20 protein-coding genes and 1 tRNA gene are annotated in these 24,142 nt (G+C 70.2%); 5 read left to right on the forward strand and 16 right to left on the reverse strand.

Going from position 1 to position 24,142, the window contains the following annotated elements; genetic code table 11:
• Positions 1–148: 148 nt before the first annotated feature.
• The 6 genes from rplA to ACEYYH_RS16305 all read right to left on the reverse strand — a co-directional run bounded on the left by rplA (position 149) and on the right by ACEYYH_RS16305 (position 3,694).
• The gene (gene rplA, locus ACEYYH_RS16280) at positions 149–841 is read right to left on the reverse strand and encodes a 50S ribosomal protein L1 (RefSeq protein WP_116195955.1); all 693 of its coding nucleotides are present in this window, start codon (positions 839–841) and stop codon (positions 149–151) included.
• Between the two features lie 14 nt (positions 842–855).
• Positions 856–1,287: a 50S ribosomal protein L11 gene (rplK, locus tag ACEYYH_RS16285; RefSeq protein ID WP_116195954.1), complete on the reverse strand. Its 432-nt coding sequence runs from the start codon at positions 1,285–1,287 to the stop codon at positions 856–858.
• A 154-nt stretch (positions 1,288–1,441) separates the two neighbouring features.
• Positions 1,442–2,557, reverse strand: a complete 1,116-nt coding sequence (gene nusG, locus ACEYYH_RS16290; protein WP_374975360.1) for a transcription termination/antitermination protein NusG — start codon at positions 2,555–2,557, stop codon at positions 1,442–1,444.
• A gap of 84 nt (positions 2,558–2,641) precedes the next feature.
• Entirely contained in the window at positions 2,642–2,914 is a 273-nt protein-coding gene (secE, locus tag ACEYYH_RS16295) for a preprotein translocase subunit SecE (RefSeq protein WP_116197035.1), read from the reverse strand.
• 90 nt (positions 2,915–3,004) lie between these two features.
• Positions 3,005–3,077: transfer RNA gene (locus ACEYYH_RS16300), tRNA-Trp, on the reverse strand.
• Between the two features lie 179 nt (positions 3,078–3,256).
• Positions 3,257–3,694: a pyridoxamine 5'-phosphate oxidase family protein gene (locus ACEYYH_RS16305; RefSeq protein ID WP_374975361.1), complete on the reverse strand. Its 438-nt coding sequence runs from the start codon at positions 3,692–3,694 to the stop codon at positions 3,257–3,259.
• A 62-nt stretch (positions 3,695–3,756) separates the two neighbouring features.
• Here ACEYYH_RS16305 and ACEYYH_RS16310 point away from each other — a divergent pair, with 62 nt between their 5' ends.
• Entirely contained in the window at positions 3,757–4,371 is a 615-nt protein-coding gene (locus ACEYYH_RS16310; protein WP_374975362.1) for a hypothetical protein, read from the forward strand.
• Positions 4,372–4,461: 90 nt separating this feature from the next.
• On the opposite strand, the gene ACEYYH_RS16315 is transcribed toward ACEYYH_RS16310, so the two are convergent.
• The 5 genes from ACEYYH_RS16315 to gabT all read right to left on the reverse strand — a co-directional run bounded on the left by ACEYYH_RS16315 (position 4,462) and on the right by gabT (position 11,131).
• Positions 4,462–5,823 carry an NAD-dependent succinate-semialdehyde dehydrogenase gene (locus ACEYYH_RS16315; protein ID WP_374975363.1) on the reverse strand — a complete coding sequence of 454 codons (1,362 nt, stop codon included), beginning with the start codon at positions 5,821–5,823 and terminating at the stop codon, positions 4,462–4,464.
• Positions 5,824–5,866: 43 nt separating this feature from the next.
• Complete coding sequence (locus ACEYYH_RS16320; RefSeq protein WP_374975364.1) at positions 5,867–7,432, reverse strand: APC family permease; 1,566 nt, start codon at positions 7,430–7,432, stop codon at positions 5,867–5,869.
• Positions 7,432–8,313: a universal stress protein gene (locus tag ACEYYH_RS16325; RefSeq protein ID WP_374975365.1), complete on the reverse strand. Its 882-nt coding sequence runs from the start codon at positions 8,311–8,313 to the stop codon at positions 7,432–7,434. Before ACEYYH_RS16325 ends, ACEYYH_RS16320 begins: the two co-directional genes overlap by 1 nt.
• Entirely contained in the window at positions 8,310–9,671 is a 1,362-nt protein-coding gene (locus ACEYYH_RS16330) for a flavin monoamine oxidase family protein (RefSeq protein ID WP_374975366.1), read from the reverse strand. The genes ACEYYH_RS16325 and ACEYYH_RS16330 overlap by 4 nt, the downstream gene beginning before the upstream one ends.
• Positions 9,672–9,769: 98 nt before the next feature.
• Positions 9,770–11,131: a 4-aminobutyrate--2-oxoglutarate transaminase gene (gabT, locus tag ACEYYH_RS16335; RefSeq protein WP_374975367.1), complete on the reverse strand. Its 1,362-nt coding sequence runs from the start codon at positions 11,129–11,131 to the stop codon at positions 9,770–9,772.
• Between the two features lie 93 nt (positions 11,132–11,224).
• Here gabT and ACEYYH_RS16340 point away from each other — a divergent pair, with 93 nt between their 5' ends.
• Positions 11,225–12,754, forward strand: a complete 1,530-nt coding sequence (locus tag ACEYYH_RS16340; RefSeq protein WP_374975368.1) for a PucR family transcriptional regulator — start codon at positions 11,225–11,227, stop codon at positions 12,752–12,754.
• Positions 12,755–13,071: 317 nt separating this feature from the next.
• Positions 13,072–14,487 carry an NAD(P)/FAD-dependent oxidoreductase gene (locus ACEYYH_RS16345; protein ID WP_374975369.1) on the forward strand — a complete coding sequence of 472 codons (1,416 nt, stop codon included), beginning with the start codon at positions 13,072–13,074 and terminating at the stop codon, positions 14,485–14,487.
• Positions 14,488–14,505: 18 nt separating this feature from the next.
• Here the strand turns inward: ACEYYH_RS16345 and ACEYYH_RS16350 are convergent, their stop codons facing one another.
• Genes ACEYYH_RS16350 through ACEYYH_RS16360 form a run of 3 tightly spaced genes read right to left on the reverse strand, consistent with a single transcriptional unit; the run spans position 14,506 to position 18,496 of the window.
• Entirely contained in the window at positions 14,506–15,783 is a 1,278-nt protein-coding gene (locus ACEYYH_RS16350) for a glutamine synthetase (protein ID WP_374975370.1), read from the reverse strand.
• Positions 15,780–16,961: an amidohydrolase family protein gene (locus tag ACEYYH_RS16355; RefSeq protein ID WP_374975371.1), complete on the reverse strand. Its 1,182-nt coding sequence runs from the start codon at positions 16,959–16,961 to the stop codon at positions 15,780–15,782. Before ACEYYH_RS16355 ends, ACEYYH_RS16350 begins: the two co-directional genes overlap by 4 nt.
• A gap of 56 nt (positions 16,962–17,017) precedes the next feature.
• On the reverse strand, positions 17,018–18,496 hold the full coding sequence (locus tag ACEYYH_RS16360) for a helix-turn-helix domain-containing protein (protein ID WP_374975372.1): 1,479 nt from the start codon (positions 18,494–18,496) through the stop codon (positions 17,018–17,020).
• Between the two features lie 208 nt (positions 18,497–18,704).
• On the opposite strand from ACEYYH_RS16360, the gene aceB reads away from it, so the two are divergent.
• Positions 18,705–20,384: a malate synthase A gene (aceB, locus tag ACEYYH_RS16365; protein ID WP_374975373.1), complete on the forward strand. Its 1,680-nt coding sequence runs from the start codon at positions 18,705–18,707 to the stop codon at positions 20,382–20,384.
• Positions 20,385–20,419: 35 nt separating this feature from the next.
• Entirely contained in the window at positions 20,420–22,015 is a 1,596-nt protein-coding gene (locus tag ACEYYH_RS16370) for an isocitrate lyase (RefSeq protein ID WP_374975374.1), read from the forward strand.
• 180 nt (positions 22,016–22,195) lie between these two features.
• On the opposite strand, the gene ACEYYH_RS16375 is transcribed toward ACEYYH_RS16370, so the two are convergent.
• A complete protein-coding gene (locus ACEYYH_RS16375) occupies positions 22,196–22,828 on the reverse strand; it encodes a response regulator (RefSeq protein ID WP_374975375.1) in 633 nt (210 codons plus the stop codon).
• The gene (locus ACEYYH_RS16380) at positions 22,825–24,081 is read right to left on the reverse strand and encodes a sensor histidine kinase (protein WP_374975376.1); all 1,257 of its coding nucleotides are present in this window, start codon (positions 24,079–24,081) and stop codon (positions 22,825–22,827) included. The genes ACEYYH_RS16375 and ACEYYH_RS16380 overlap by 4 nt, the downstream gene beginning before the upstream one ends.
• Between the last annotated feature and the right edge of the window lie 61 nt (positions 24,082–24,142).

The following is a 24,142-nucleotide window of genomic DNA, read 5'->3' on the forward strand; positions in this document are numbered from 1 at the left end:
CGGGACGTCACAGCACCCGGCACTCTGCTCCCCAGTCACGAAGTGCCGCCATCCGCAACAGAACGTGACAGGTGAGCAGCCGACATCATGCCGGGAACGACGAAGGCCCCCGACCGGCGAACCGGCGGGGGCCTTCGTGCGAAACGACTCAGACGATCGCGTTGACGTCCAGCGGGATGCCGGGGCCGAACGTGGTCGAGACGGCGCCCTTCTGGATGTAGCGACCCTTCGAGCTCGACGGCTTCAGGCGCACGATCTCCTCGAGCGCGGCCTTCAGGTTCTCATCCAGCTGCTCGGCCGAGAACGAGGCCTTGCCGACGACGAAGTGCACGTTGGCGTGCTTGTCGACACGGAACTCGATCTTTCCGCCCTTGATCTCCTCGACGGCCTTGGCCGGGTTGGGGGTCACGGTGCCGGTCTTCGGGTTGGGCATGAGGCCGCGGGGGCCGAGCACCTTACCCAGGCGACCGACCTGGCCCATGAGCTCGGGCGTCGAGACGGCCGCGTCGAACGCGGTCCAGCCGCCGGCGACCTTCTCGATGAGCTCAGCGCCGCCGACCTCGTCCGCACCCGCGGCGATCGCGGCCTCAGCGGCCGGACCCGTCGCGAACACGATGACGCGGGCGGTCTTGCCGGTGCCGTGCGGGAGGATGACGGTGCCGCGCACCATCTGGTCGGCCTTGCGGGGGTCGACCGAGAGCTTGAGCGCGACCTCGACGGTCGAGTCGAACTTCGCCGAACCGGTCTGCTTCGCGAGCGCGACAGCCTCGGACGGGGTGTAGAACTTGTCCGCCTCGATCTTGGCGGCAGCGGCCTGGAAGGCCTTGGACTTGGTAGCCATGTTTCCTATCCCCCTCAGTCCTCGACCGTGATGCCCATGGAACGGGCGGTGCCGGCGATGATCTTCGAGGCGGCCTCGATGTCGTTCGCGTTCAGGTCGGGCTGCTTCTGCTCGGCGATCTGACGGACCTGGTCCTTGGTGAGCTTGCCCACCTTGGCCGTGTGCGGCGTCTTCGAGCCCTTCTGCACACCGGCAGCCTTCTTGATGAGCTCAGCGGCCGGCGGGGTCTTCAGGATGAACGTGAAGCTGCGGTCCTCGTAGACGGTGATCTCCACGGGGATGACGTTGCCGCGCTGCGACTCGGTCGCGGCGTTGTACGCCTTGCAGAACTCCATGATGTTGACGCCATGCTGACCGAGCGCGGGGCCGATCGGCGGCGCCGGGTTGGCGGCACCGGCGTTGATCTGAAGCTTGATCAGGCCGGTCACCTTCTTCTTCGGTGCCATTCTTCTTCCTTTCAACGAACGGATTCAGATTTCTTTACAAGCGGTAAAGGGATCCTTCACCCTGTTCTCCCGCGAATCCGGCGGATCCGGAACGCGGTGTCGATCGCGCGCGCTCAGGGCGCGCGCAAACCTGCAGAGTCTACCAGAGGGCAGATCAGAGCTTGGTGACCTGGTCGAACGACAGCTCGACCGGGGTCTCGCGCTCGAAGAGCGAGACGAGGACCGTGAGCTTGCCGCTCTCGGGCTTGATCTCGCTGATCGTGCCGGGCAGGCCCGCGAACGAGCCTTCCTTGATCGTGATGGTCTCGCCGACCTCGAAGTCGACCTCAGCGGGGATGACGCGCGCCGCAGCGGCCGCGCCCTTCTTGGCCGCACCACCCTTGGCGCCCGCGACCTCCTTGACCTCGACAAGGCTCTTCAGCATGTTGAAGGCCTCTTCGAAGCGCAGCGGCGTCGGGTTGTGGGCGTTGCCGACGAAGCCGGTGACGCCGGGGGTGTGACGCACGACCGACCACGTGTCTTCGTTGAGCTCCATGCGCACGAGCACGTAGCCGGGGATCCGGACGCGCGTGACCATCTTGCGCTGACCGTTCTTGATCTCGACGACGTCCTCCATCGGGACCTCGATCTGGTAGATCTCCTCCTCGACCTCGAGCGTCGACTTGCGCTGCTCGATGTTGGCCTTCACCTTGCGCTCGAAGCCGGCGTAGGAGTGGATGACGTACCACTTGCCCGGGAGGGTGCGGAGGTCGGCACGGAACGCCTCGTAGGGGTCCTCGTCCTCGTCGTCGATCTCGGGAGCCTCGGCGGCGTCCGCCGGAGAGACGGAGGCCTCCACGTCGTCGACGATGGCGGCTGCGGCGTCCACGTCAGCGACGAAGTCCTCGTCGAGCTCGGGCTCGTCCTCGTCGCCGTTCACGTCGGGACCGTCGTACGGGGTCACCTCGTCGGCGGCTTCGGCCTCGCGCTCGGCGACCTCCTCCGCGATGGAGTCGTTGATGACCTCGGCTGCGGCCTCGGTCTCGGCCGTCTCGTCGAGGTTCAGAGCGTCGTTCACGATGGCGTCGGCCTCCGGGTCGTCGATGTCGATGTCGTCCAGGTCGGCGTCGTCCTCATCGGAGTCGTCGACGATGTGGATGGCGACGTGCTCGGCGGCCTCGACCGACCGCTCCTCCGCCGCGAGGACGTTGCCCTCCTGAGCTTCGTCGTCCTCCGACGACTGCTCGGCGGCCGTCGCCCAATCGGCGTCGTCGACATATCTTTCAGTCACGTGAGTTCTCTTCCGTTCCGTCCGCTGCCGGACCTTCCGGTCCGCCCGTGTCATGCTCCCGCTGCAAGCCGGGAGCGCTCGGGATCAGGCGCCGGGGACCCCGAAGACGTACGACGTGATCCACACGAACAGCACGTCGAGGCCGTAGACGAGCGCCATCATCACGACGACGAAGCCCAGCACCACAGCCGTGTACTTCAGCAGCTCCTGGCGCGTCGGCGTGACGACCTTGCGGAGCTCGGCGAAGACCTGGCGCACGAACAGGGCGATACGAGCGAAGACGTTGGGCTTCTTCTCGCGAGGCGCCGTCGTTCCCTCAGCGGAGACGACTTCACCCTTCGGCTCGTCCTGAACCATCGATGCCACCTGATTACCTTCCGTGGGCCGACACGGGTCGGCACACTGTGTTGTCAACCACCAGTATGTGACCGGTGTTGCGCTGACGCGCAGGGCGGACAGGAATCGAACCTGCAACCTGCGGTTTTGGAGACCGCTGCTCTGCCAATTGAGCTACCGCCCTAGAGACCCGGAGGTCTCGTGAAACCCGCACTCTTCCCCTCTCACCGCGGCTTGAGGATCCGCACCCGAGCACCGGGCACGGCGAAAGAATGCAGATTTCGACTGCACGATCCAGTGTACGGCATGCCCGGGGACCCGGCGAACCGAGGAGCCCCCGCACGCGTCCGGACATGGGATCAATCAGTACTGCTGCACGCCGTACCGGTCTGGCTCGGGTCCGCGCTGGAAGGCGCGGCCCGACAGCGACGTCGCCTCGACGCGCACGTACGTGTACTTGAGCGTCGGGATCCAGGGCTTGAGCCCGAGGCCGTCCGCCCGCTCGACCTCGGCGGAGCGGTCGAGGGGGTGCGCGCGGCCCCGCACGATCACGCTCCACGCGTCTGTCTCGGTGTGGTCGTCGACCTCGAAGAGCACCTCGTCGTTGACGGTCAGCTCGAACAGCTTGCTCCCCTGGGCCGTGCGGAAGAGCACGCTCTCGCCATCGACGACGTAGTTCACGGGGAAGATGTCGAGCACGTCGCCGACATGCGTGACGAGGCGGCCGAGCTCCTGCGTGCGCAGGCGCTCCCAGCACTCTGCATCGGAGAGCGAGACGACGGGGTCCGGTGTGTCTGCCATGTCTCCATCCTCGCGCTCACGCCCCGCCAGCGACACCCCGGATGTCGGCTTACCATTCCGGCATGACCCTCGCGCAGACCCGGCTCGATGACCTGTGGGACTTCTCCGACCCGGCCGGCTCCGAGCTGCGGTTGCGCGCGGCGGCGGAGAACGAGACGGATGCTGCGACCCGCGCCGAGCTCGAGACTCAGGTCGCGCGGGCCCTGGGGCTGCAGGAGCGGTTCGACGAGGCCGACGCGGTCCTCGACGCGGTCTCGATCGAGGACTCCGCCGTCGCCGCGCGCGCCGCCCTGGAGCGCGGTCGCGTGCGCAACTCGGCCGGCGACGCCGAGGCGGCGGTGCCGTACTTCCTCGCGGCGGCGGACGCAGCATCCGGCGACGGATTGACGTTTCTGCAGGTCGACGCGCTGCACATGCTCGCGATCGCGGAGCCCGATCAGGCGGAGGAATGGACGTCCGCCGCGTTCGGGGCGCTCGACGGCGTCTCGGATCCGCGCACGCTCCGTTGGAACGTGTCGCTGCACAACAACACCGGCTGGCGCCTCTTCGACGCCGGGCGCGTCGCAGAGGCGATCGGACGGTTCGAAGCGGCACGGGATGCTGCGACCCGCTGGGGCACGCCACAGCAGGTCCAGTGGGCCGACGAAGCCCTCGCCGAGGCCCGTGCCGCGCTCTAGGCGTTTCGACTCGCTTCGCTCGCTCAACGACCGAGGTTCCGGTCGTTGAGCGAGCTTGCGAGTCGAAACGCGCCTCACCCGGCGCCGTCGTCAGGCGCCGACGCGGATCAGCTTCTTGTTGACGAACTCGTCGGCGGCGAGCAGGCCCATCTCGCGCGAGGTGCCGGAGCGCTTCACGCCGCCGAAGGGGAGGCCGGGCTCGTCGGCGAGGACGACGTTGACGTAGACCATGCCGGCGTCGATCTTGTCGGCGACGCGCTGGGCCTGCTCCTCGTCGGTCGTGAAGACGTACGAGCCGAGGCCGTAGCTGGTGTCGTTGGCGAGGGCGACCGCGGCGTCCTCGTCGGCGACCTTGTAGACGACGCCGACGGGGCCGAAGAACTCCTCGCGGTACGCGTCCATGTCGCTCGTGACGTCGGTGAGCACGGTGCCCGGATAGAACGCGCCGTCGCGCTTTCCGCCGGCGACCAGCGTCGCGCCCTGCGCGACGGCCTTGTCGACCTGCTCTGCCAGGCGCTCCGCCGCCGTCAGCGACGACAGGGGGCCGAGGACGGTGTCGGAGGCGTTCGGGTCGCCGACCTTCGCGCCCGACATCGCGGCCGTGAACTTCTCGAGGAACGCGTCGTACAGGCCGTCGACCACGATGAAGCGCTTGGCCGCGTTGCACGACTGCCCGGTGTTGTCGAGGCGCGCGGCGACCGCGGCCTCGACCGCTCCGTCGAGGTCGTCGGTCGAGAGCAGGATGAACGGGTCGGAGCCGCCGAGTTCGAGCGCGACCTTCTTGAGGTTGCGGCCCGCGATCTCGGCGACCGCCGCGCCCGCGCGCTCCGAGCCCGTCACCGACACGCCCTGCACGCGGCGGTCGGCGATGACGGTCGCCGCCTGGTCGTTCGTCGCATAGATGTTCGTGTAGACGCCCTCGAGCCCGGCGTCGGCGTAGATCGCCGCGATGGCGGCGGCCGACTCGGGGCACTGCGGCGCGTGCTTCAGGAGGATGGTGTTGCCCACCACGATGTTGGGCGCCGCGAAACGGGCGACCTGGTAGTACGGGAAATTCCACGGCATGATGCCCAGCAGCACGCCGAGCGGCGAGCGGCGGATGACCGCGGTGCCGTCACCGTCGATGTCGATCGGCTGGTCTCCGGTGATCTTCTCCGCGTGGTCGGCGTAGTACTCCGTGATGTCGGCGGCGAAGTCGACCTCGCCGAGCGCGGCCTCCAGCGGCTTGCCCATCTCGCGCACGATGATCGCGGCGAGGTCGTCGCGACGCTCGCGGTGCAGCTCCGCGACCTTGCGGATGCGCGCGGCGCGCTCGGCGACGGGCGTGTCGCGCCACGTGCGGTACGCAGCATCCGCTCCCGCGATCGCGGTCTCGAGAGCCTCGTCGGTGATGGTCGGATACGTGGCCAGGGTCTCTCCCGTGGCCGGGTTCACGACGGCGTAGTCGGTCATGCTTACTCTCCGATCGGATGGGTTTGGGTCGTCAGTCTGCCTGTCAGCGGCGGGCGCGTCGAAGGCTTTCGGGAGCGTCGATACTGAGTGTCTCACCGCGGAAGAACGCCGGACGCTTGATCGCCTGCCAGATCATGATCACGACGCCCGCGAGGATCACGGTCACGCCCAGCACGAAGACGAGGCCGACGCCGCCGATGCTGGAACCGCTGCCGTACGCCGGGTCCATCGAGTCGATGAGCGTCGTGACGAACAGCACCGCGAGGATCGCGCCGCCGACGAGCGGGAACAGGAACGTGAAGAAGAAGCTGCGCACCGAGTCGAACCACTGCTTGCGGAAGTACCAGACGCACGCGAACGCGGTCAGGCCGTAGTAGAAGCAGATCATCATGCCGAGCGACAGGATCGTATCGGTGAGGACGTTCTCGCTGATCACGCGCATGACGGCATAGAACACCGACGCGACGACCGCCGACACCACGGTGGCGTATCCGGGGGTGAAGAACCGCGGGCTGACGCGGGCGAACTTCGGCGGCAGGGCGCCGTAGTGCCCCATCGCCAGGAGGGTGCGGGCCGGGCCGACCGCGGTCGACTGCAGCGAGGCGGCCGAGCTCGACAGCACCGCGAGCGACACGAGGAACGCGAGCGGGCCGAGGATCGGGTCGGACAGCGCGAAGAAGACGTTCGCCGAGATGTCCTCGTTGGCGAGTCCCAGCGGGCCGTCGCCGACCCCCGCGAACATGATCAGGCCGATCGACAGCAGGAGGTACAGCGTCACGACGATCACGACCGTGAGCATCGCGGCGCGGCCCGGGGTCTTCGCGGGGTTCTTCGTCTCCTCGTTCATGGTGAGGACGACGTCCCAGCCCCAGAAGATGAAGATCGACAGCGACAGGCCGGCGGCGAACGCGCTGAACGTCGGCACCTCGAACGGGTTGAACCACGACCACGAGAAAGCGGTGGGATCGGGGGCGTCGCCCGACACCGCCTTGACGATCGCCACGACGGCGAAGAGCAGCAGCACCGCGACCTGGAAGGTCACCAGGATGTACTGGAACTTCTGCGTGGTCTGCATGTCGCGGTACGAGATGAGCGTCGCGCCCAGCATGAACAGCAGGCACACCACGACGTTGATGAACGGGTTGAAGGCGAGCTCGGCGATGTCGGGGTTGCCGCTCAGCTGCGAGATCAGCAGGAACAGGAACTCCACGGCGATGCCCGCGAGGTTCGACAGCACGATGACGGTGGCGGCCACGAGGCCCCAGCCGGTCATCCAGCCGATCCAGGGGCCGAAGGCCCGCACGCCCCACGTGAACGAGGTGCCGGAGTCGGGCATCGCGCGGTTGAGCTCGCGATAGCCGAACGCGGTCAGGAGCATCGGGATGAAGCCGACGAGAATGATCGCCGGCACCTGCGTGCCCACGACAGAGACGGTCGGGCCGAGCGACGCGGTCAGCGTGTAGGCCGGGGCGATCGTCGAGACGCCGATGACGACGGCGCCGAGGACGCCGACCGCTCCCGCGCTCAGGCCCTTCTTCGACAGCTCACCGGCGTGCGCACCGGACGTCGGTGCCAGCGGCTGGGTGCCGCGGCTCTGGGAAGCGCTCATCATCGTGCGCCTTTCTTGCCTCGGGTGCGGGGCACCACGACCATGGGTACGGGAAGCTCGTGCAGCATCTTCGCCGCCGTCGAGCCGAGGAACAGGCGCCGGCGCCGGGCAAGCCGGCTCGAGCCGACCACCGCGAGTTCGCCGGGCTCCCAGCCGAGATGGGCGACGGCGTCTTCGATGCTGTCGCCGCGCGCGACGACGACGTCGGCCTCGACGCCCTCGGGCAGCGCCTCGAGGGCCTTGCCGAGCACGTCGTCGGCGTGGGCGGCGCCGGCGATGCGGATGACGCCGGTGTCGACCCCGGCAGGAAGGTCGACGGAGACCAGCGACAGCAGCCGCAGTTCGGCACCGGTCGCGGTGGCGAGGGCCACGCTCTCGTCGAGCAGCGCGCTCGCGCCCGGACGGGTGCCGATGGCGGCCGTGACGCGCGTGACCGTGGTCGCCTCGAGGCGCCGCGACCCCTCAGGGGCGAGCACGACAGGCACGTCCGACGAGTGCAGCAGCTCGTTCGCGACCGTGCCGAGGCGGTGACGTCCGCGAAGTCCGCCGTTGGCGGCTCCGACGACGATGTGCGACGCGGCGAGCTCGTGCGCGGCGGCGATCAGGCCCTCGGCGAAGGAATCGCCGAACCGCACGTGCGACGCGTGGGTCACAGCATCCGGGATCGACGCCGCCGCCTCGGCGAGCCAGGCCTCGGCCTGCGTCACGAGGTAGCGGTCATAGCCGGCATCGGGCGGGGTGATGACGCTGCGGTCCTCGGCCGGGAGCACCAGCACGAGGTCGAGCGGCGCGTCCATCGCCGCGGCCAGGCGTGCGCCCAGCGCGACGGCATCGGCTCCGGCGTCCGTCGCGGTGTAGCCGACGACGATGCGGTCGCTCACCGCCGTGCCGCCTCGACGATGTTCGCGGCGACGAGGCGGCCCATGCGGATCGCGCCGTCGACGTGCTGGTAGCCGGCGCCGGCCATATCGCTGCACGCGAAGTGGATCGGCCCGACGGGGGTGCGCAGGTCCGCGCCGTAGCGGGCGAGGCCGCCGAGGTCGAAGCTCGCGGCGTAGGCGCCTCGGGTCCACTCCTCAGCGCCCCAGTCGCTCTCGAAGTACACGAGCGGCGTCTTGGCCTCCGGGCCGTAGTAGTGCGACAGCGACTCGAGGATGCGCTCCTTGCGCTCCTCGGCGGAGACGCGGAACAGGTCGTCGGCGTTGCGGTCCGACACGAAGCCCACCAGGGTGCCGCGCTCGTCGCCGTGATTGGTGTTGTCGTACGCCTCGTGCGAGATCTCGTACGGGCTGAAGGCGGTGCCCGACAGGCCCTGCTCGCGCCAGAACGGGCGATCGTAGACCGCGTGCACCTTGATGACGAAGCCCATCGAGATGTGCTGGTGCATCTGCTGCTTCAGGCGCGGCAGCGGCGGCGCGAACTCGATCCAGGGGTAGAGGATCGGCGCGTGCGCGAGGATGACGAACCGTGCGCGCACCTCGAGGCCGTTGTCGGTGACGACGCGCACGCCGTCCTCCGACCGGTGCACCTCGGTCACCGGTTGACCCAGGATGACGTCGTCGCCCAGGCGCTCGGCGAGGAGGAGCGGCACCTGCTGCAGCCCCCCGACCACGCGCTCGTCGAGGATGAAGTCCGCGTCGACGAGGTGCGAGAAGCTGCCGGCGCTGGCCGCCATGAGGAGGGCCTGGAGCGCCGAGAACGCGTATGCGGGCTTCGTGAGCATCGCGCCGGCGATGAAGAGGGCGATGTTGTCGCGCGCCTCCTGGTCGTCGGTCTGCGCCTCGAGCCACGCCTCGAACGAGACGCGGTCGAGCTCCTCGGCGTCGGGGTGCTCCCAAGGCCTGTCGGGGTCGATCTGCGCGACGAGCCCGTCGAGCACCTCGATGAGGCGGACGATCTCCTTCTCGGTCTCGGGCGCGACGGGGAAGATCTCGCCCGTGAAGCGGGTGAGCTCGCCGTCCTTGCCGATGTAGACCGAGTCGCCCTCGCGGTAGCGGCTGTAGGTCTCGAGCCCCAGCTCGGCGAGGGTCTCCTTGAGCGCGTCCTGGTCGGGCGAGACCCACTGGCCACCGATCTCGAGCATCGCGCCGTCGACGACGTCCGTCCACAGGCGCCCGCCCACGCGATCGCGCGCCTCGAGCACGACGACCGAGAGGCCCGCCTTCTTCAGTTCGTTGGCAGCGGTCGTGCCGGCGGCGCCGGCGCCGACGATGACGACGTCACGGGTCAGCTCGGTCATTCGGACTCCTTCGTCAGGCGAGGTTGCGTTGGTCTTCTGTGAAGTGCGGGAGACGGATGCTGCGACCGCCGGGCGTGCGGCGGTCGCAGCATCCGTGATCAAGAAGCAGCGAGAGCTGCCGCGACGACGTCCAGGCCCTCGTGGAGCAGGTCGTCGGTGATCGAGAGCGGCGGAAGGAAACGGATCACGTTGCCGTAGGTGCCGCAGGTGAGCACGATGACGCCCTGTGCGATGCACGCCTTCGCGACCGCGGCGGTGAGCGCGGCGTCCGGCTCCCCCGTCGCGGGGTCCACGAACTCGGCGGCGATCATGGCGCCGTGACCGCGCACGTCGCCGATGCGCGGGTCGGCGGCCTGCAGGTCCTTCAGCCGGCCCTTCAGGATGGTCTCGATCTCGCGGGCGCGCTCGAGCATCCCGTCGTTCTCGAACACGTCGATCGCGGCGAGCGCGGCGGCGCACGCGATGGGGTTGCCGCCGTAGGTGCCGCCGAGGCCACCCGCGTGCGAGGCGTCCATGATCTCGGCGCGCCCGGTGACGGCGGCGAGCGGGAGCCCGCCCGCGATGCCCTTGGCGGTCGTGATGAGGTCGGGGACGATGCCGAAGACCTCGCTGGCGAACATGCGGCCGGTGCGGGCGAAGCCGGTCTGGATCTCGTCGGCGATGAAGACGACGTCATTGGCCCGGCACCAGTCGACGAGCGCGGGGAGGTAGCCGTCTGCCGGGACGATGAAGCCGCCCTCGCCCTGGATGGGCTCGATGATGATCGCGGCGAGGTTGTCGGCGCCGACCTGCTTCTCGATCATCGAGATGGCCTTCTTGGCGGCGAGGCCGCCGTCGAGGCCGTCGCGGTAGGGGTACGACAGCGGGGCGCGGTAGATCTCCGACGCGAACGGGCCGAAGCCGCTCTTGTAGGGCATCGACTTCGCCGTGAGCGCCATCGTGAGGTTGGTGCGGCCGTGGTAGCCGTGGTCGAACGCGACGACGGACTGCTTGCCGGTGTACTTGCGGGCGATCTTGACCGCGTTCTCCACCGCCTCGGCGCCCGAGTTGAACAGGGCGCTCTTCTTGGCGTGGTCGCCCGGTGTGATGCGGTTGAGCGCCTCGGCGACCGAGACGTACGAGTCGTACGGCGCGATCATGAAGCACGTGTGGGTGAACTGCGCGACCTGCTCCTGCACGGCGGCGACGACCTTGGGGTGCGCGTTGCCGATCGTGGTGACCGCGATGCCCGAGCCCAGGTCGATGAGCGAGTTGCCGTCGGCGTCGACGATGACGCCGCCGCCGGCCGCCACGGCCTGCACGGGTGCGGTGTGACCGACACCCGCGGCGACGGCGTCGGCCTTGCGGTCGAGGAGTTCCTGCGAGCGGGGACCGGGGATGCTGGTGACCAGGCGGCGCTCCTGCGGAAGCGTCGGACCGCCGAGGGGCGTTTCGGTGAGGGTGTCGGCTGCGCTGCTCATGCTCGGGAGCGTATGTCGTGGCCGCGCGGCCCCGCACCCGCCCGGGTGTACATTCTGTCCGACCTGCTGTACGAGCCGTACACTCGGAGCATCATGGACGCCGACGCCCCCACTCTTCGCGCCCTCCTCGCCCGCCGGGATCTGAAGCTCTCGCTCGCCGGTGACGACCTCGACCCGAGCGCCTTGGACCGCGCCATCCGCTGGGTGCACAGCTCCGACCTCGCCGATCCGACGCCGTTCCTCTCCGAGGGCCTCGTGCTGCTCACGACCGGCACGCAGTTCCCGCCGGGCGACGACGCCGACGCGGCGGCGGTCTACCGCTCCTACGTGCATCGCCTGGCGACCCGGGGGGTGGTCGGCCTCGGCTTCGGGACCGAGGTCGTGCGCGCCGGCATCCCTCCCGCTCTCGTCGACGCGTGCCGCGACGAACGGATTCCGCTGTTCGAGGTGCCGTATCGCACCCCCTTCATCGCCGTGGCCCGGGCCAACGCCGAGGCGATCGCCGCCGAGGCGTATGCGCGCCGCAGCTGGGCGCTGGCCGCGCAGCGGGCGATCGCCCTGGCGGCGCTCCGGCCGGACGGACTGGGCGCGACCGTCGCCGAGCTCGCGAAGCAGCTCGACACGTGGGTGGGCATGTACGACGCCGCCGGCGAGCTCGCGCGCGAGCATCCCGTCGGCGGCCTCGACGCCGAGACCGCCGCGGCCCTCCAGCGCGAGGTGACGGGCGTGCTGCACCGCGGCGCACGGGCGGGATCGTCGCTGCACATCGGCGAGACGCCGTTCTCCCTGCAGACCCTCGGCCGCGGCGGGCACCTGCGCGGCGTCATCGCGATCGCCGCCGGAGACCTCGACCAGGAGGGACGCGTCGTCGTCACCGCCGTCATCGCGATGGCCGGCCTCGCGCTCGAGCAGCAGCAGGGCCTCGGCCGGGCGCGCAACGCGCTGCGCGCCGGCCTCGTGCAGTCGCTCATGACCGGCGACCCCGCCCTGGCCCGCCGCACCTCGCGCGAGCTGTGGGGACCGCTCCCCTCCGCCCCCGTCGTCGTCGGGGTGACGGATGCTGCGGCCGCACGCGTCGACGGCATCGCCGAGCTGCTCGAGCTCTGGGCCGACGAGCGCCGCGGTGCGCTGTTCTTCGGCCGCGGCGAGGACGGGCTGGTGCTCGTCGTGCCACAGGGCGACCGCTCGAGCGTCTCCGACCTCGTGGAGCGGTTCGACGTGCGCGTCGGCCTGTCGGATCCGACGGGCTACGACGGGTTCTCCGCCGCGCTCGGGCAGGCGCGCGTCGCCCGGGACCGCGGCATCCGTCCGGTGACCGAGTTCGCCGAGGTCGCCCGCGCCGGTGTGCTCTCGGCACTGACCGACGAGGCCCGCGCGCTCGCGCGCGCAGAGCTCGCGCCGCTGTACGACCACGACGCCGCGCAGGGCACGCGCCTCGTCGAGACGCTCCAGGTGTGGCTCGACGAGGACTGCTCGCACGAGGCATCCGCCCAGTCCCTCGGCGTGCATCGCCACACCGTGCGCACCCGCCTCGCCCTCATCGAACGCGTGCTGGGTCGCGACCTCTCGTCGTTCGCGACCCGCGCCGAGCTGTGGGCGGCGCTCCGCGCCCTCGACACCTGACGCACCGTCGGAGCGCGGCGTCCGCGCCGCCCTCGCTCGGCGCTCGAACACTCCCGGTACCCCGGTGAACTTCCGGCTCACACGGCCCACCCCAGCCTGCCCTCCAGCCCGATGAACTTCCGGCTCACACGACCCAGCCAGCCTGCCCTCCAGCCTGCCCTCCAGCCCGATGAACTTCCGGCTCACACGAGGTCACCCGTGTGAGCCGGAAGTTCATTGACCGAATAGTCGTGTGGTACACGATCGGTCCGAGGGTGCTGGACGTTCGCAACACTCCGTTTCGGCGCACCGGCGAGACGATCGGCCAGGATGGAGCCATGACGGAACCCGGCGGCTGCTCGCAACCCGATCACGCGCCGGCGCCCAACGGCGACGTGTCGTGGTGGTGGCGGAGCCTCGGGGGCACGCCCGCGCCGCGCGCTCCCCTGCCGGGCGACATCGACGTAGACGTCGCTATCGTGGGCGGCGGATACACCGGCCTCTGGACCGCGTACTACCTGAAGCGCGCGCAGCCCGACCTGCGGGTCGTCGTGCTCGAGCAGCGATTCGCCGGGTTCGGGGCCTCCGGCCGCAACGGTGGGTGGCTCACCAACACCGTGACCGGCGGGCGCGAGCGCTACGCCGAGACGCACGGCCGCGACGCGGCGATCGCGCAGCAGCGCGCCCTCAACGAGACCGTCGACGAGGTGATCGCCGTCGCCGCGCGCGAGGGCATCGACGCCGACATCGTCAAGGGCGGCGAGTACGGCGTCGCCCGCACGCCCGCGCAGCTCACCCGGCTGCGCGCGGCCGTCGCGGCTGAGCAGGCCTGGCCGCACACCGATGTCGAGCCGATGGATGCTGCGGCCGCAGCATCCCGCATCCGCATCGCCGGAACGCTCGGCGCCGCATGGCACCCGCACTGCGCGCGGGTGCACCCGGTGAAGCTCGTGCGGGGCCTCGCCGAGGCGGTCGAGCGACTCGGCGTGCCGATCTGCGAGCAGACCCACGTGCGCGAGATCGCGCCGGGCCGCGCCGTCGCCGATCGCGGCACGGTGCGCGCGACGCACGTACTGCGCGCGACGGAGGGCTTCACCGCCGACCTCCGGGGCGAGCACCGCACGTGGCTGCCGATGAACTCGTCGATGATCGTGACCGAGCCGCTGCCCGCGACCTTCTGGGACGCCGTCGGCTGGAACGGGCACGAGACGCTCGGCGACTTCGCCCACGTGTACATGTACGCCCAGCGCACGGCCGACGACCGCATCGCCTTCGGCGGGCGCGGCGTGCCCTACCGCTACGGCTCGCGCGTCGACACCGACGGCACGACGCAGCGCCGCACGATCGCGTCGCTCACGCGGCTGCTGCGGGAGTTCTTCCCGGATGCCGCGGGGGTGCCGATCGCACACGCCTGGGCCGGCGTGCTCGGGGTGTCACGCGACTGGGCGGCGAGCGTCGTGCACGACCGCGCGACGGGGATCGGCTGGGCCGGCGGGTATGTCGGCACGGGCGTCACCGCGACGAATCTCGCCGGCCGCACGCTCGCCGACCTCGTGCTCGAGCGCGACACCGAACTCACGCGCCTTCCCTGGGTGGGTCACCGCACCAAGCGCTGGGAGATCGAGCCGCTGCGGTGGACCGCGGTCAACGCGATCTATGCCGCGTACCACGCGGCCGATCGGGTCGAGGCATCTCGTTCCTCCGATCGCACCGCATGGCCCGCACACGTGGCGGACGTCGTCGCCGGCCGCTGAATCCGCAGCGCACCGGCCCTACAGCGACCAGGCGAAGCGCAGGCGCTCGCACACGTCGGTCACTTCACGGTCTCCGAACGTCTCGTGCTCGAGCGTGCGCACCGCGACGAACGCCTCGAGGATGTCGGCGCCGAGCGCCGTCGCGGCGACGGGCGACGCCCGCAGCAGCTCGAGCTGAGCCGGGATGCCGACCGGCAGCCGGTCGATCCCTTCAGCCTCGCCGGGATGAAGGGAGGTTTCGGGCGGCAGCGGCAGGCCCCCGTCGATTCCGAAACGGGCCGCCTCGAGCAGCACGGCTGAGGCGGAGTAGGGGTTCGCCGACGGGTCGACGGGCTTGATCTCAACGCTCGCGCCATCTGGATTGCCGCGCGTCGCGGCGCACAGCCGCACGGCCGCCTCCCGATTCTCCAGCCCCCAGCACCGGAAGGCGCCCGACCACATGCCGGGTCTCATCCGCGCCTGGGACAGCACCGATCCGGCCAGAAGCGCCATGAGGCCCGGCAACGCGGCGAGGAGGCCCGCGATCGCGTGCCCACCGTCATCGGTCAGGCCGTGCGGTCCGCGGCCGCGACTGAACTGCGGCGAGCCATCGCGGGCCAGCGAGAGGTGCTGATGGGCGCCGTTGCCCGCGCCGGAAGCAGTCGGAAGCGGCGAGAAGGATGCGGCGAGCCCGACATCGCGCGCCGCCTGCGAGATCACGAGTCTCATGAGGATGAGTTCATCGGCCGCGCGCACCGGGTCGAGGGGGACGAGGGAGATCTCGAACTGGTTCACGCCGTACTCCGCGTGCACCTGCGCGATCGAGATCTGGGCGGCGCGGGCACGCGCCAGGAGCGCATCCAGGAACGGCTGCTGGGCCCGGAGCGCGCCGAGCCCGTATGCCGACCAGTGCGACGGGGCGGCGGCGTCCACGAGTGTGAACTCCACCTCGTGGCCCACGAGCGCGGTCAGTCCGTCGGCCGAAAGCCTGTCCACCGCCCGGCGGAGGGCGGTGCGGGTGCACGCCGGGTCGGGCTCCCCCGTCTGCGCGCACAGCGTCGCGGGCGCCCACATCGTGCCGCCACCGAGCTCGCGCAGCTCGGCGAGATCGATGCGCAGGCGCAGGTCGCCCACGACGGAGAAGCGGCCGGTGAAGGCGATCTGGTCATCGACGCAGAAGGTGTTCCAGCTCGGTGACGCACCCATGCCTGCGGTCGCGAACGCCGCCGCCCGGGATGCGGGCACCGCTTTCGCGCGCGGGACACCGCCCGGGTCGACGATCGAGCCGATGACGAGATCGCCGGGGATATGGGTCATCCGTAGATCCTCACCGCGTTGTCGCGCCCGATCATGTTGGCAACGCGCGCGACGTCGTGAGGCGACCAGCGGCCCGCATCCACGAAGGCGGCCAGCACGTCCGTCATCGCCTCGCGCCACAGCTGCGCTCCGAGGGCATAGCGCTCGGGCAGCCCCCAGGCATCGGTCGAGAAGAGCACCGCGGAGAACGGGGCGAGCTCGAGCGAACGCGCCACGACGTCCGTCGCGGCGGCGCCGAGGTGCGAGACGGCCAGGCCGACGTCCATGACGACGTGCGAGTACGCGTGGCAGAGGAACCCCGCCTCCCGCTCGAACGGGTAGCAGTGCAGCAGCGCGATCGTCGCGCCTGAGCCGGCGGCGCGTGCGATCAGCGGCTGGAGGTGGAGCGGGTCGGCGGCGGCGAGCGTGAGATCCGGGTCACCGAAGCCGGTGTGCACCTGCAGCACGGCCCCGGCGTCGATAGCCCACCAGATGAGGTGGCGGGTGAGGACCGGGTCGATCAGTCGCGGCACGCTGGTGCCGGAGAGCTCCGCGAGCCAGCGCGCCGCTGCGGCGGCGACCTCGTCGCCGGCGGGGCGAGCGGGGTCCAGTGCGAGCCCGGTGCGGTAAGCGGCGACGGTCTTGTAGCCCGCGGCCGTCGTGCGGGTCTCGTCGAGGCGCCGGTGGAGTTCGGCGACGAACCCGTCGGCGTCGTCCGCTGTCGCAGCGCACGCTTCGGCCACCGCCTCCAGCCGCACGATCGGGCGGACCCGCAGACCGAGCGCTGCGAGTTCCGCCTCCCCGAGAAGGCGCTCCGGCGCGAACCCGCCGTCGACGAGGACCGCCTCGAGGCCTGCCGCGGTCAGCAGCCGCCGCGTCACCTCCTGGGTGCCCAGCTCGCGACGGCGGCGAAGGTAGGCGTCCGGCGCAGCGAAGGGCTCCAGCCCCAGCACCGGCCCGCAGATCCGGCGGATGGCGAAGCCGATCTGGCTGTCGAAGGCGGTCGTCCCCGGTGGCGGCGCTGCAGTGCCCTCGGACATGGCCGACGCGAATCCGGCATCGTCGAGGTCCTCCGTGAAGACGCTGTGGGCGTGATGGTCGATGAGCTGTATGCCCGCGAGCACACGGCCCACGGCATCCCGCGCAGCGTCCGCGCTCGACGCCGCAGCCGGGGCGAGGGTGGGCGGCGCGATGCGCATGCCGCCACGGTAGTGGTCGAGCGCTCGGCGCGGAACCCTGCGCCCTCACCCCACGCTCAGCGCGGGGCGTGGGCCTCGAGGAACTCGTAGACGTCGGTCGTGTCGACGCCGGGGAACGAGCCGGTCGGAAGCGTCGCCAGCAGAGTGCGCGGGGTGCGCACGTTCGGCCACGATTGCTCGCGCCACGACGCCTCGAGCTCGGCCGGCGCTCGCCGGCAGCAGACCTCGACGGAATGCTTCGAGACGCCGCGGTTCGGGGTGTCACGGCCGAGGAACCACCTCGTGTCGTCGAAGCGCACGCCGACGCTGATCGAGTGCGCGCCTTCGCTCGAGAGCTCCACCCGGGCGGTGCACCAGTAGGTGCCGTTCCCGGTGTCGGTGTACTGGTAGTACGGGTTGAAGTGGTCGTCCACGTCGAAGACGACCCGTGAGGTCCACTTGCGGCAGCACATCTGCCCCTCGATCGCGCCGAGGCGGTCGGTCGGGAAGTTCACGTCGTCATTCTCGTAGACCTTCGTGATGACCCCCGACTCGTGCACCTTGAGGAAGTGCACCGGAAGGCCCAGGTGCACCGTCGCGAGGTTCGTGAAGCGGTGCGCGGCCGTCTCATACGACACCGAGTACGCGTCGCGGAGGTCTTCGATCGAGATCGAGCGGTCCTTCTTCGCCTCCTGCAGGAACGGCACCGCGTGCGACTCGGGGATGAGCAGCGCGCCGGTGAGGTAGTTCGTCTCAACGCGCTGACGCAGGAAGTCGGCGTACGAGGTCGGCTCGCGGTGGCCGAGGATGCGGCTCGACAGCGCCTGCAGCACGGCGGTGCGCGGGTCGCCCTTCGTCGTGAGCCGGCTCGACAGGTACAGCCGGCCGTTCTTGATGTCGGCGACCGACCGGGTCGTCTGCGGCAGATCGGGCACGTAGTGCAGGGTGAAGCCGAGGTGCGCCGCGATGTCGGACGCTGTGCGCTGGGTCAGCGGGCCGCCCGGGTGATCCACCGCGTCGAGGATGCGTCGCGCCTGCTGCTCGAGCTCGGCGAAGTAGTTGTTCTGCGTGCGCATGAGCTTGCGCAGCGCCACGTTCGCACGGCGCGCCTCCTCGGGGGTCGCGGCGCGCTCGTCGCGCAGCCGCTCGATCTCTCCCTGCAGGGCCAGCATCGCCTTGAGCGCCTCGGTCGGCACCGTCTTGCCGATGCGGAACGGCGGGATGCCGAGCGCCTGGAACGTCTGACCGCGCATCGCCCGCTCGAGCGAGATCTCGAGGGTGGCGCGCTCATCGAGCGGCTCGGACTCGAGGATCGCGTCGATCGAGGAGCCCAAGGCCCGCGCGATCGCCTGCAGCAGCGTCAGCTTCGGCTCGCGCCGGCCGTTCTCGATCATCGACAGCTGGCTCGGCGCGCGGTCGACCGCGGCGGCGAGCTCTTCGAGCGTCATTCCGCGGTCGGTGCGCAGCTGCCGGATGCGGCGGCCGATGGTGAGGGGATCCACCTCATCATCGTCGGGGACTTCACCGCGCACATCGGAGCTCAACGTCGTCGTCATGGGGTGATTCTGTCACGAAAGCAGAAATACCGGAAAACTTCACACCCGGATTCGTCGGGTCAAGCCCCGAAGTTCACCCCAGAGTGGTCTCACGACCTTCCACCGATCCACCCAGAACGCGGATCAACGGATGCCTCGACCCGGCGCACACGTCGGGCCGCAGCATCTCCCACACTCTCGACGCAGTCCATCACAGGAAGGCAGGACCATGACACCTGCGACCGCCACCCCGATGCGTACGCGCACCGGCCCCATCCCCACCCAGACCCACGAGCCCAGGGTCGAGATCACCGGGCGTCTCGCGCCTCGCTACGACGAGATCCTGACGCCGGAGGCGCTCGCGTTCCTGACCGAGCTGCACCACCGCTTCGGCGCCCGCCGTCACGACCGGCTCGCCGACCGCATGCGCCGCCGCTTCGAGATCGGCAACGGGCACGACCCGCAGTTCCGCGACGACACCCGCCACATCCGCGAGGACGCGGAGTGGAAGGTCGCCGGCGCCGGCCCCGGCCTCGAGGACCGCCGGGTCGAGATCACGGGCCCGACCGACCCGAAGATGACGATCAACGCGCTGAACTCCGGCGCCAAGGTGTGGCTCGCCGACCAGGAGGACGCCACCAGCCCGACCTGGAAGAACGTCATCGAGGGCCAGCTCAGCCTGCGCGACGCGATCCGGGGCGAGCTGTCGTTCACGAGCCCCCGAACGGAAACGACACCGAGCAAGCGCTACGAAGTCACGGCGACCGAGACGCCGACGATCGTGATGCGCCCGCGTGGGTGGCACCTGCCTGAGCAGCACATCCGCTTCACCGACCGCACCGGGCGCACCATGGCCGCGTCGGGCTCGCTCGTGGACTTCGGCCTCTACTTCTTCCACAACGCGAAGCAGCTGATCGCGAACGGCCGCGGCCCCTACTTCTACATCGCCAAGCTCGAGTCGAGCGAAGAGGCGAAGCTGTGGGACGACGTGTTCACCTTCAGCGAGCAGTACGTCGGCATCCCGCACGGCACCATCCGCGCGACCGTGCTGATCGAGACGCTGCCGGCCGCCTTCGAGATGGAGGAGATCCTGTTCGAGCTGCGCGACCACATCGCGGGGCTGAACGCCGGACGCTGGGACTACATCTTCTCGATCATCAAGAACTACCGCGGCCGCGGCGCGCGCTTCGTGCTGCCCGACCGCAGCGAGGTCACGATGACCGTTCCGTTCATGCGGGCGTACACCGAGCTGCTCGTGAAGACGTGCCACAAGCGCGGCGCCTTCGCGATCGGCGGCATGAGCGCCTTCATCCCGAACCGCCGCGACCCCGAGGTCACCGAGCGCGCGTTCGAGAAGGTCGCCGCCGACAAGAAGCGCGAGGCCGGCGACGGCTTCGACGGCACGTGGGTCGCGCACCCCGACCTGATCCCGGTGGCCCGCGCCGAATTCGACGCGGTGCTGGGCGAGCGCCCGAACCAGCTCGACCGTCAGCGACCCGAGGTCGAGGTGTCGGCCACCGACCTGATCGACGTCCACATCGGTCGCCCGATCACGACGGCCGGCGTGCACGGCAACGTGTCGGTGGCGATCCGCTACATCGAGGCGTGGCTGCGGGGCCTGGGTGCCGTCGCCATCGACAACCTCATGGAGGATGCCGCGACCGCCGAGATCAGCCGCAGCCAGGTGTGGCAGTGGATCCACCAGGACCGCACCACCGAGGACGGCACGCCGATCACCCGCGACCTGATCGAGGGGCTCATCACCGAGGTGCTGGCCGAGGCGGAACGCCGTGACGGCGACCGCTTCGACGACGCCGCGGACATCTTCCGCGAGGTCGCGCTCGGCCAGGACTTCCCGGCGTTCCTGACGCTGCCGGCCTACGCCAAGTACCTCGTCGAGACCGACTGATCCCCCGCTCCCCCGAGACGAACAAGGAAACTCTCATGACTGCCTACCAGGACGACATCGACGCCATCCGGGCGCTCAAGGCACAGCACGGCCCGAGCTGGGATGCGATCGATCCCGAATCCGCCGCACGCATGCGGGCGCAGAACCGCTTCCGCACGGGACTCGAGATCGCCCAGTACACCGCCGACATCATGCGCCGCGACATGGCCGAGTACGACGCCGATTCGTCGGTCTACACCCAGTCGCTGGGCGTCTGGCACGGCTTCATCGGGCAGCAGAAGCTCATCTCGATTAAGAAGCACCTGAAGTCGACGAACAAGCGCTACCTCTACCTCTCCGGGTGGATGGTCGCGGCGCTCCGCTCGGAGTTCGGACCGCTTCCCGATCAGTCGATGCATGAGAAGACGGCGGTGCCCGCCCTCATCGAGGAGCTCTACACGTTCCTCCGCCAGGCGGACGCCCGAGAGCTCGATCTGCTGTTCACGCAGCTCGACGACGCCCGCGTCGCCGGCGACGAGACCGCGGTCGAGTTCATCCAGTCGCAGATCGACAACTACGAGACCCACGTGGTGCCGATCATCGCCGACATCGACGCCGGCTTCGGCAATCCCGAGGCCACCTATCTCCTCGCCAAGAAGATGATCGAGGCGGGCGCGTGCGCCATCCAGATCGAGAACCAGGTGTCGGACGAGAAGCAGTGCGGCCACCAGGACGGCAAGGTCACGGTCCCGCACGAGGACTTCATCGCCAAGCTCAACGCGGTGCGCTATGCGTTCCTCGAGCTCGGCATCGAGAACGGCATCATCGTGGCCCGCACCGACTCGCTCGGCGCCGGACTCACGCAGAAGCTGGCCGTCACGCACGAGCCCGGGGATCTCGGCGACCAGTACAACTCGTTCCTGGACGTCGAGGAGATCTCGGACGCCGACCTCGGCAACGGCGACGTCGTCATCAAGCGCGACGGCAAGCTGCTGCGCCCGAAGCGCCTCGCCAGCAACCTCTACCAGTTCCGCTCCGGGACCGGCGAGGAGCGCGTGGTGCTCGATTGCATCACGTCGCTGCAGAACGGCGCGGATCTGCTGTGGATCGAGACCGAGAAGCCGCACGTCGAGCAGATCGCCGGCATGGTCGATGCGATCCGCGAGGTGATCCCGAACGCGAAGCTCGTCTACAACAACAGCCCGTCGTTCAACTGGACGCTCAGCTTCCGCCAGCAGGCCTACGACCTGCTCGCGGAGCGGGGCGAGGATGTCTCGGCCTACGACCGCAGCGACCTGATGAGCGTCGAGTACGACGACACCGAGCTCGCGCGACTGGCCGACGAGAAGATCCGCACATTCCAGCGCGACGGCTCGGCACGTGCCGGCATCTTCCACCACCTCATCACGCTCCCGACGTACCACACGGCCGCCCTGTCGACCGACAGCCTGGCCAAGGGCTACTTCGGCGACGAGGGCATGCTCGCCTACGTCAAGGGTGTGCAGCGCCGCGAGATCCGCGAGGGCATCGCCACCGTCAAGCACCAGAACATGGCCGGCAGCGACATCGGCGACAACCACAAGGAGTACTTCGCGGGCGACGCGGCCCTCAAGGCGGGCGGCCAGCACAACACGATGAACCAGTTCAGCTGATCCTGAACGACAAGGATGCCTCGGACCGACCCCGGTCCGAGGCATCCGTCGTCGATCCGGGATTCGGAGAACGCGTGCGTTTCCGGAGCGCCGGGGCGCACGAGTCCGGAAAGAGCCCGAAAGCCCGAATGCCGGATCGGCGGGAGAAGCGGAGAGCGTGGAGCCGCGCGGCAGGCTGCGTCAACTCAGCAGTCCGCGCTCCATGGCGAGGGTCACGGCGCGGGTGCGGTCGGCGACACCGAGCTTCTCGAACACCTTGAGCAGGTGCGTCTTGACCGTCGACTCGCCGATCCCGAGCGTCGCCGCGACCTGCTTGTTGCTGTGTCCGGTGGCGACCAGGCGCAGCACGTCGAGCTCCCGCGCGGTGAGCACGGTCTCGGGCTCGGGGCGCCGCATCCGCTCCACCAGCCGCACCGCCACCTGCGGCGACAGCGCCGACTGTCCCGCCGCCACGGAGCGGATGCCGGCGACGATCTCAGCCTGCGGCGCGGCTTTCAGGAGGTATCCCGTCGCGCCGGCCTCGATGGCCGCGAGGATCTGATCGTCGGATTCGTACGTCGTGAGGATCAGCACGCGCGGTGGCGGGTCTCCCGCCTCTCCCCGGGCGATCCGCGCGGTGGCAGCGACGCCGTCGACGTGCGGCATGCGGAGGTCCATCAGCACGACGTCGGGGCGCGTCGCGGCCGCGAGACGCACGGCTTCGTCGCCATCGGATGCCTCGGCCACGACCTCGAAGCCGGGCTCGTCCGAGAGCAGCCCCGCGAGACCCGCGCGCACCACCGGATGGTCGTCGGCGATGAGCAGCCGGATCATGCGGGATCCCCCTTCATCCGCACCGCGTCGGCCGCGGCATCGTCCGTCGTGACCGACGTCAAGGGCACCGCCTCGCCGTGCGCGTCGTGCGGCACTGGGGGAAGCCTGACCGTCAGCGTCGTGCCGTCGCCCGGCGTCGATGCGACGTCGAACCCGCCGCCGGCGAGCGCCACGCGCTCACGCATGCCCTCCAGTCCGAACCCGCTCCCCGGCCGCGACGTCTCGAACCCGCGCCCGTCGTCGCGCACCTCGAGCACCGCGGCACCCTCCTCCCCAACCTCCACGCGCACCGTCACCTTCGCGGCGCCGGCGTGCTTCGTCACGTTCGACAGCGCCTCCTGCAGGCAGCGCAGCAGCACCACCTGCGCCTCGCGGTCCAGCTCGCCCTGCACGCCGGCGGTGTCGAGCGCGATGCGCGCCGTGCCGTGTTCGCGGAACCGCTCGATGAGACGCTCGACCGCGGCTCCGAACGCCGGCTCGCGAGGCACCGCGGCGGTGCGGGCCACAAGCGCGCGGGACTCGGCGAGCGCGTCGCGCGCGACCTGCTCGACGGTTGCGATCGTGGTGGCCGCAGCATCCGTCTGCCCTTCCCGAGACTGCCGCCCGGCCCGCTCGGCGAAGATCACCAGCCCCGCGAGCGTCTGCGCCAGGGTGTCGTGGATGTCGCGGGCCAGGCGCTCGCGCTCGGCGGACGCGCCGCGCTCGCGGCTGAGCGCCTCGACTTCGGTCTGCGCCGCCGTCAGCTCGGCGAGCAGTCGCTCGCGCTCCTCGCCGTACTCGGCGATGCGAGCGATCCAGAGGCCGATGGCGATCGCGAACGAGAGCGAGAAGACCGCGGTGGTCCCGCCGGCGAGCAGGGAATCCAGGCTCGGGCCGTAGCCGAAGCTCGCCCCGACGAAGACGCTCCCCGCGATGACTGCAGAGCCGCCGATCCCGCGACGCCGGGAGTCGCCGATGACCCAGACGAGCGGGTACGCGAGGGTCTGGAGCATCGCCATGAACGGAGCCGCGCCCGCCCCGATCCCGGCGGCGACGGCGGCCACCGACAGGAAGGCGGGGTACCGCCACGCCGCCCGTGGCGGCTCGATCGCGTCGCGGCCGATCAGGGCGTAGCCCACCACGAAGAGGCCGATCGCCGCGAGCGCGATCGCCGTGCGGGCGGCGGTCGCGGGCGGGAAGAGGAAGACGAGCGCGATCGCGATGACGGCCGACACGATGGATACGATCGCGTCCCATCCCCGCTTCGTCAGCATCTTCCCTCTCCCGTTCCGGCGATCGGTGCCCGGTCTCCGCGCGATCCGAGGACGCCGGGCA

The organism is Microbacterium trichothecenolyticum (assembly GCF_041938625.1).
Taxonomy (GTDB): Bacteria; Actinomycetota; Actinomycetes; order Actinomycetales; family Microbacteriaceae; genus Microbacterium; species Microbacterium trichothecenolyticum_D.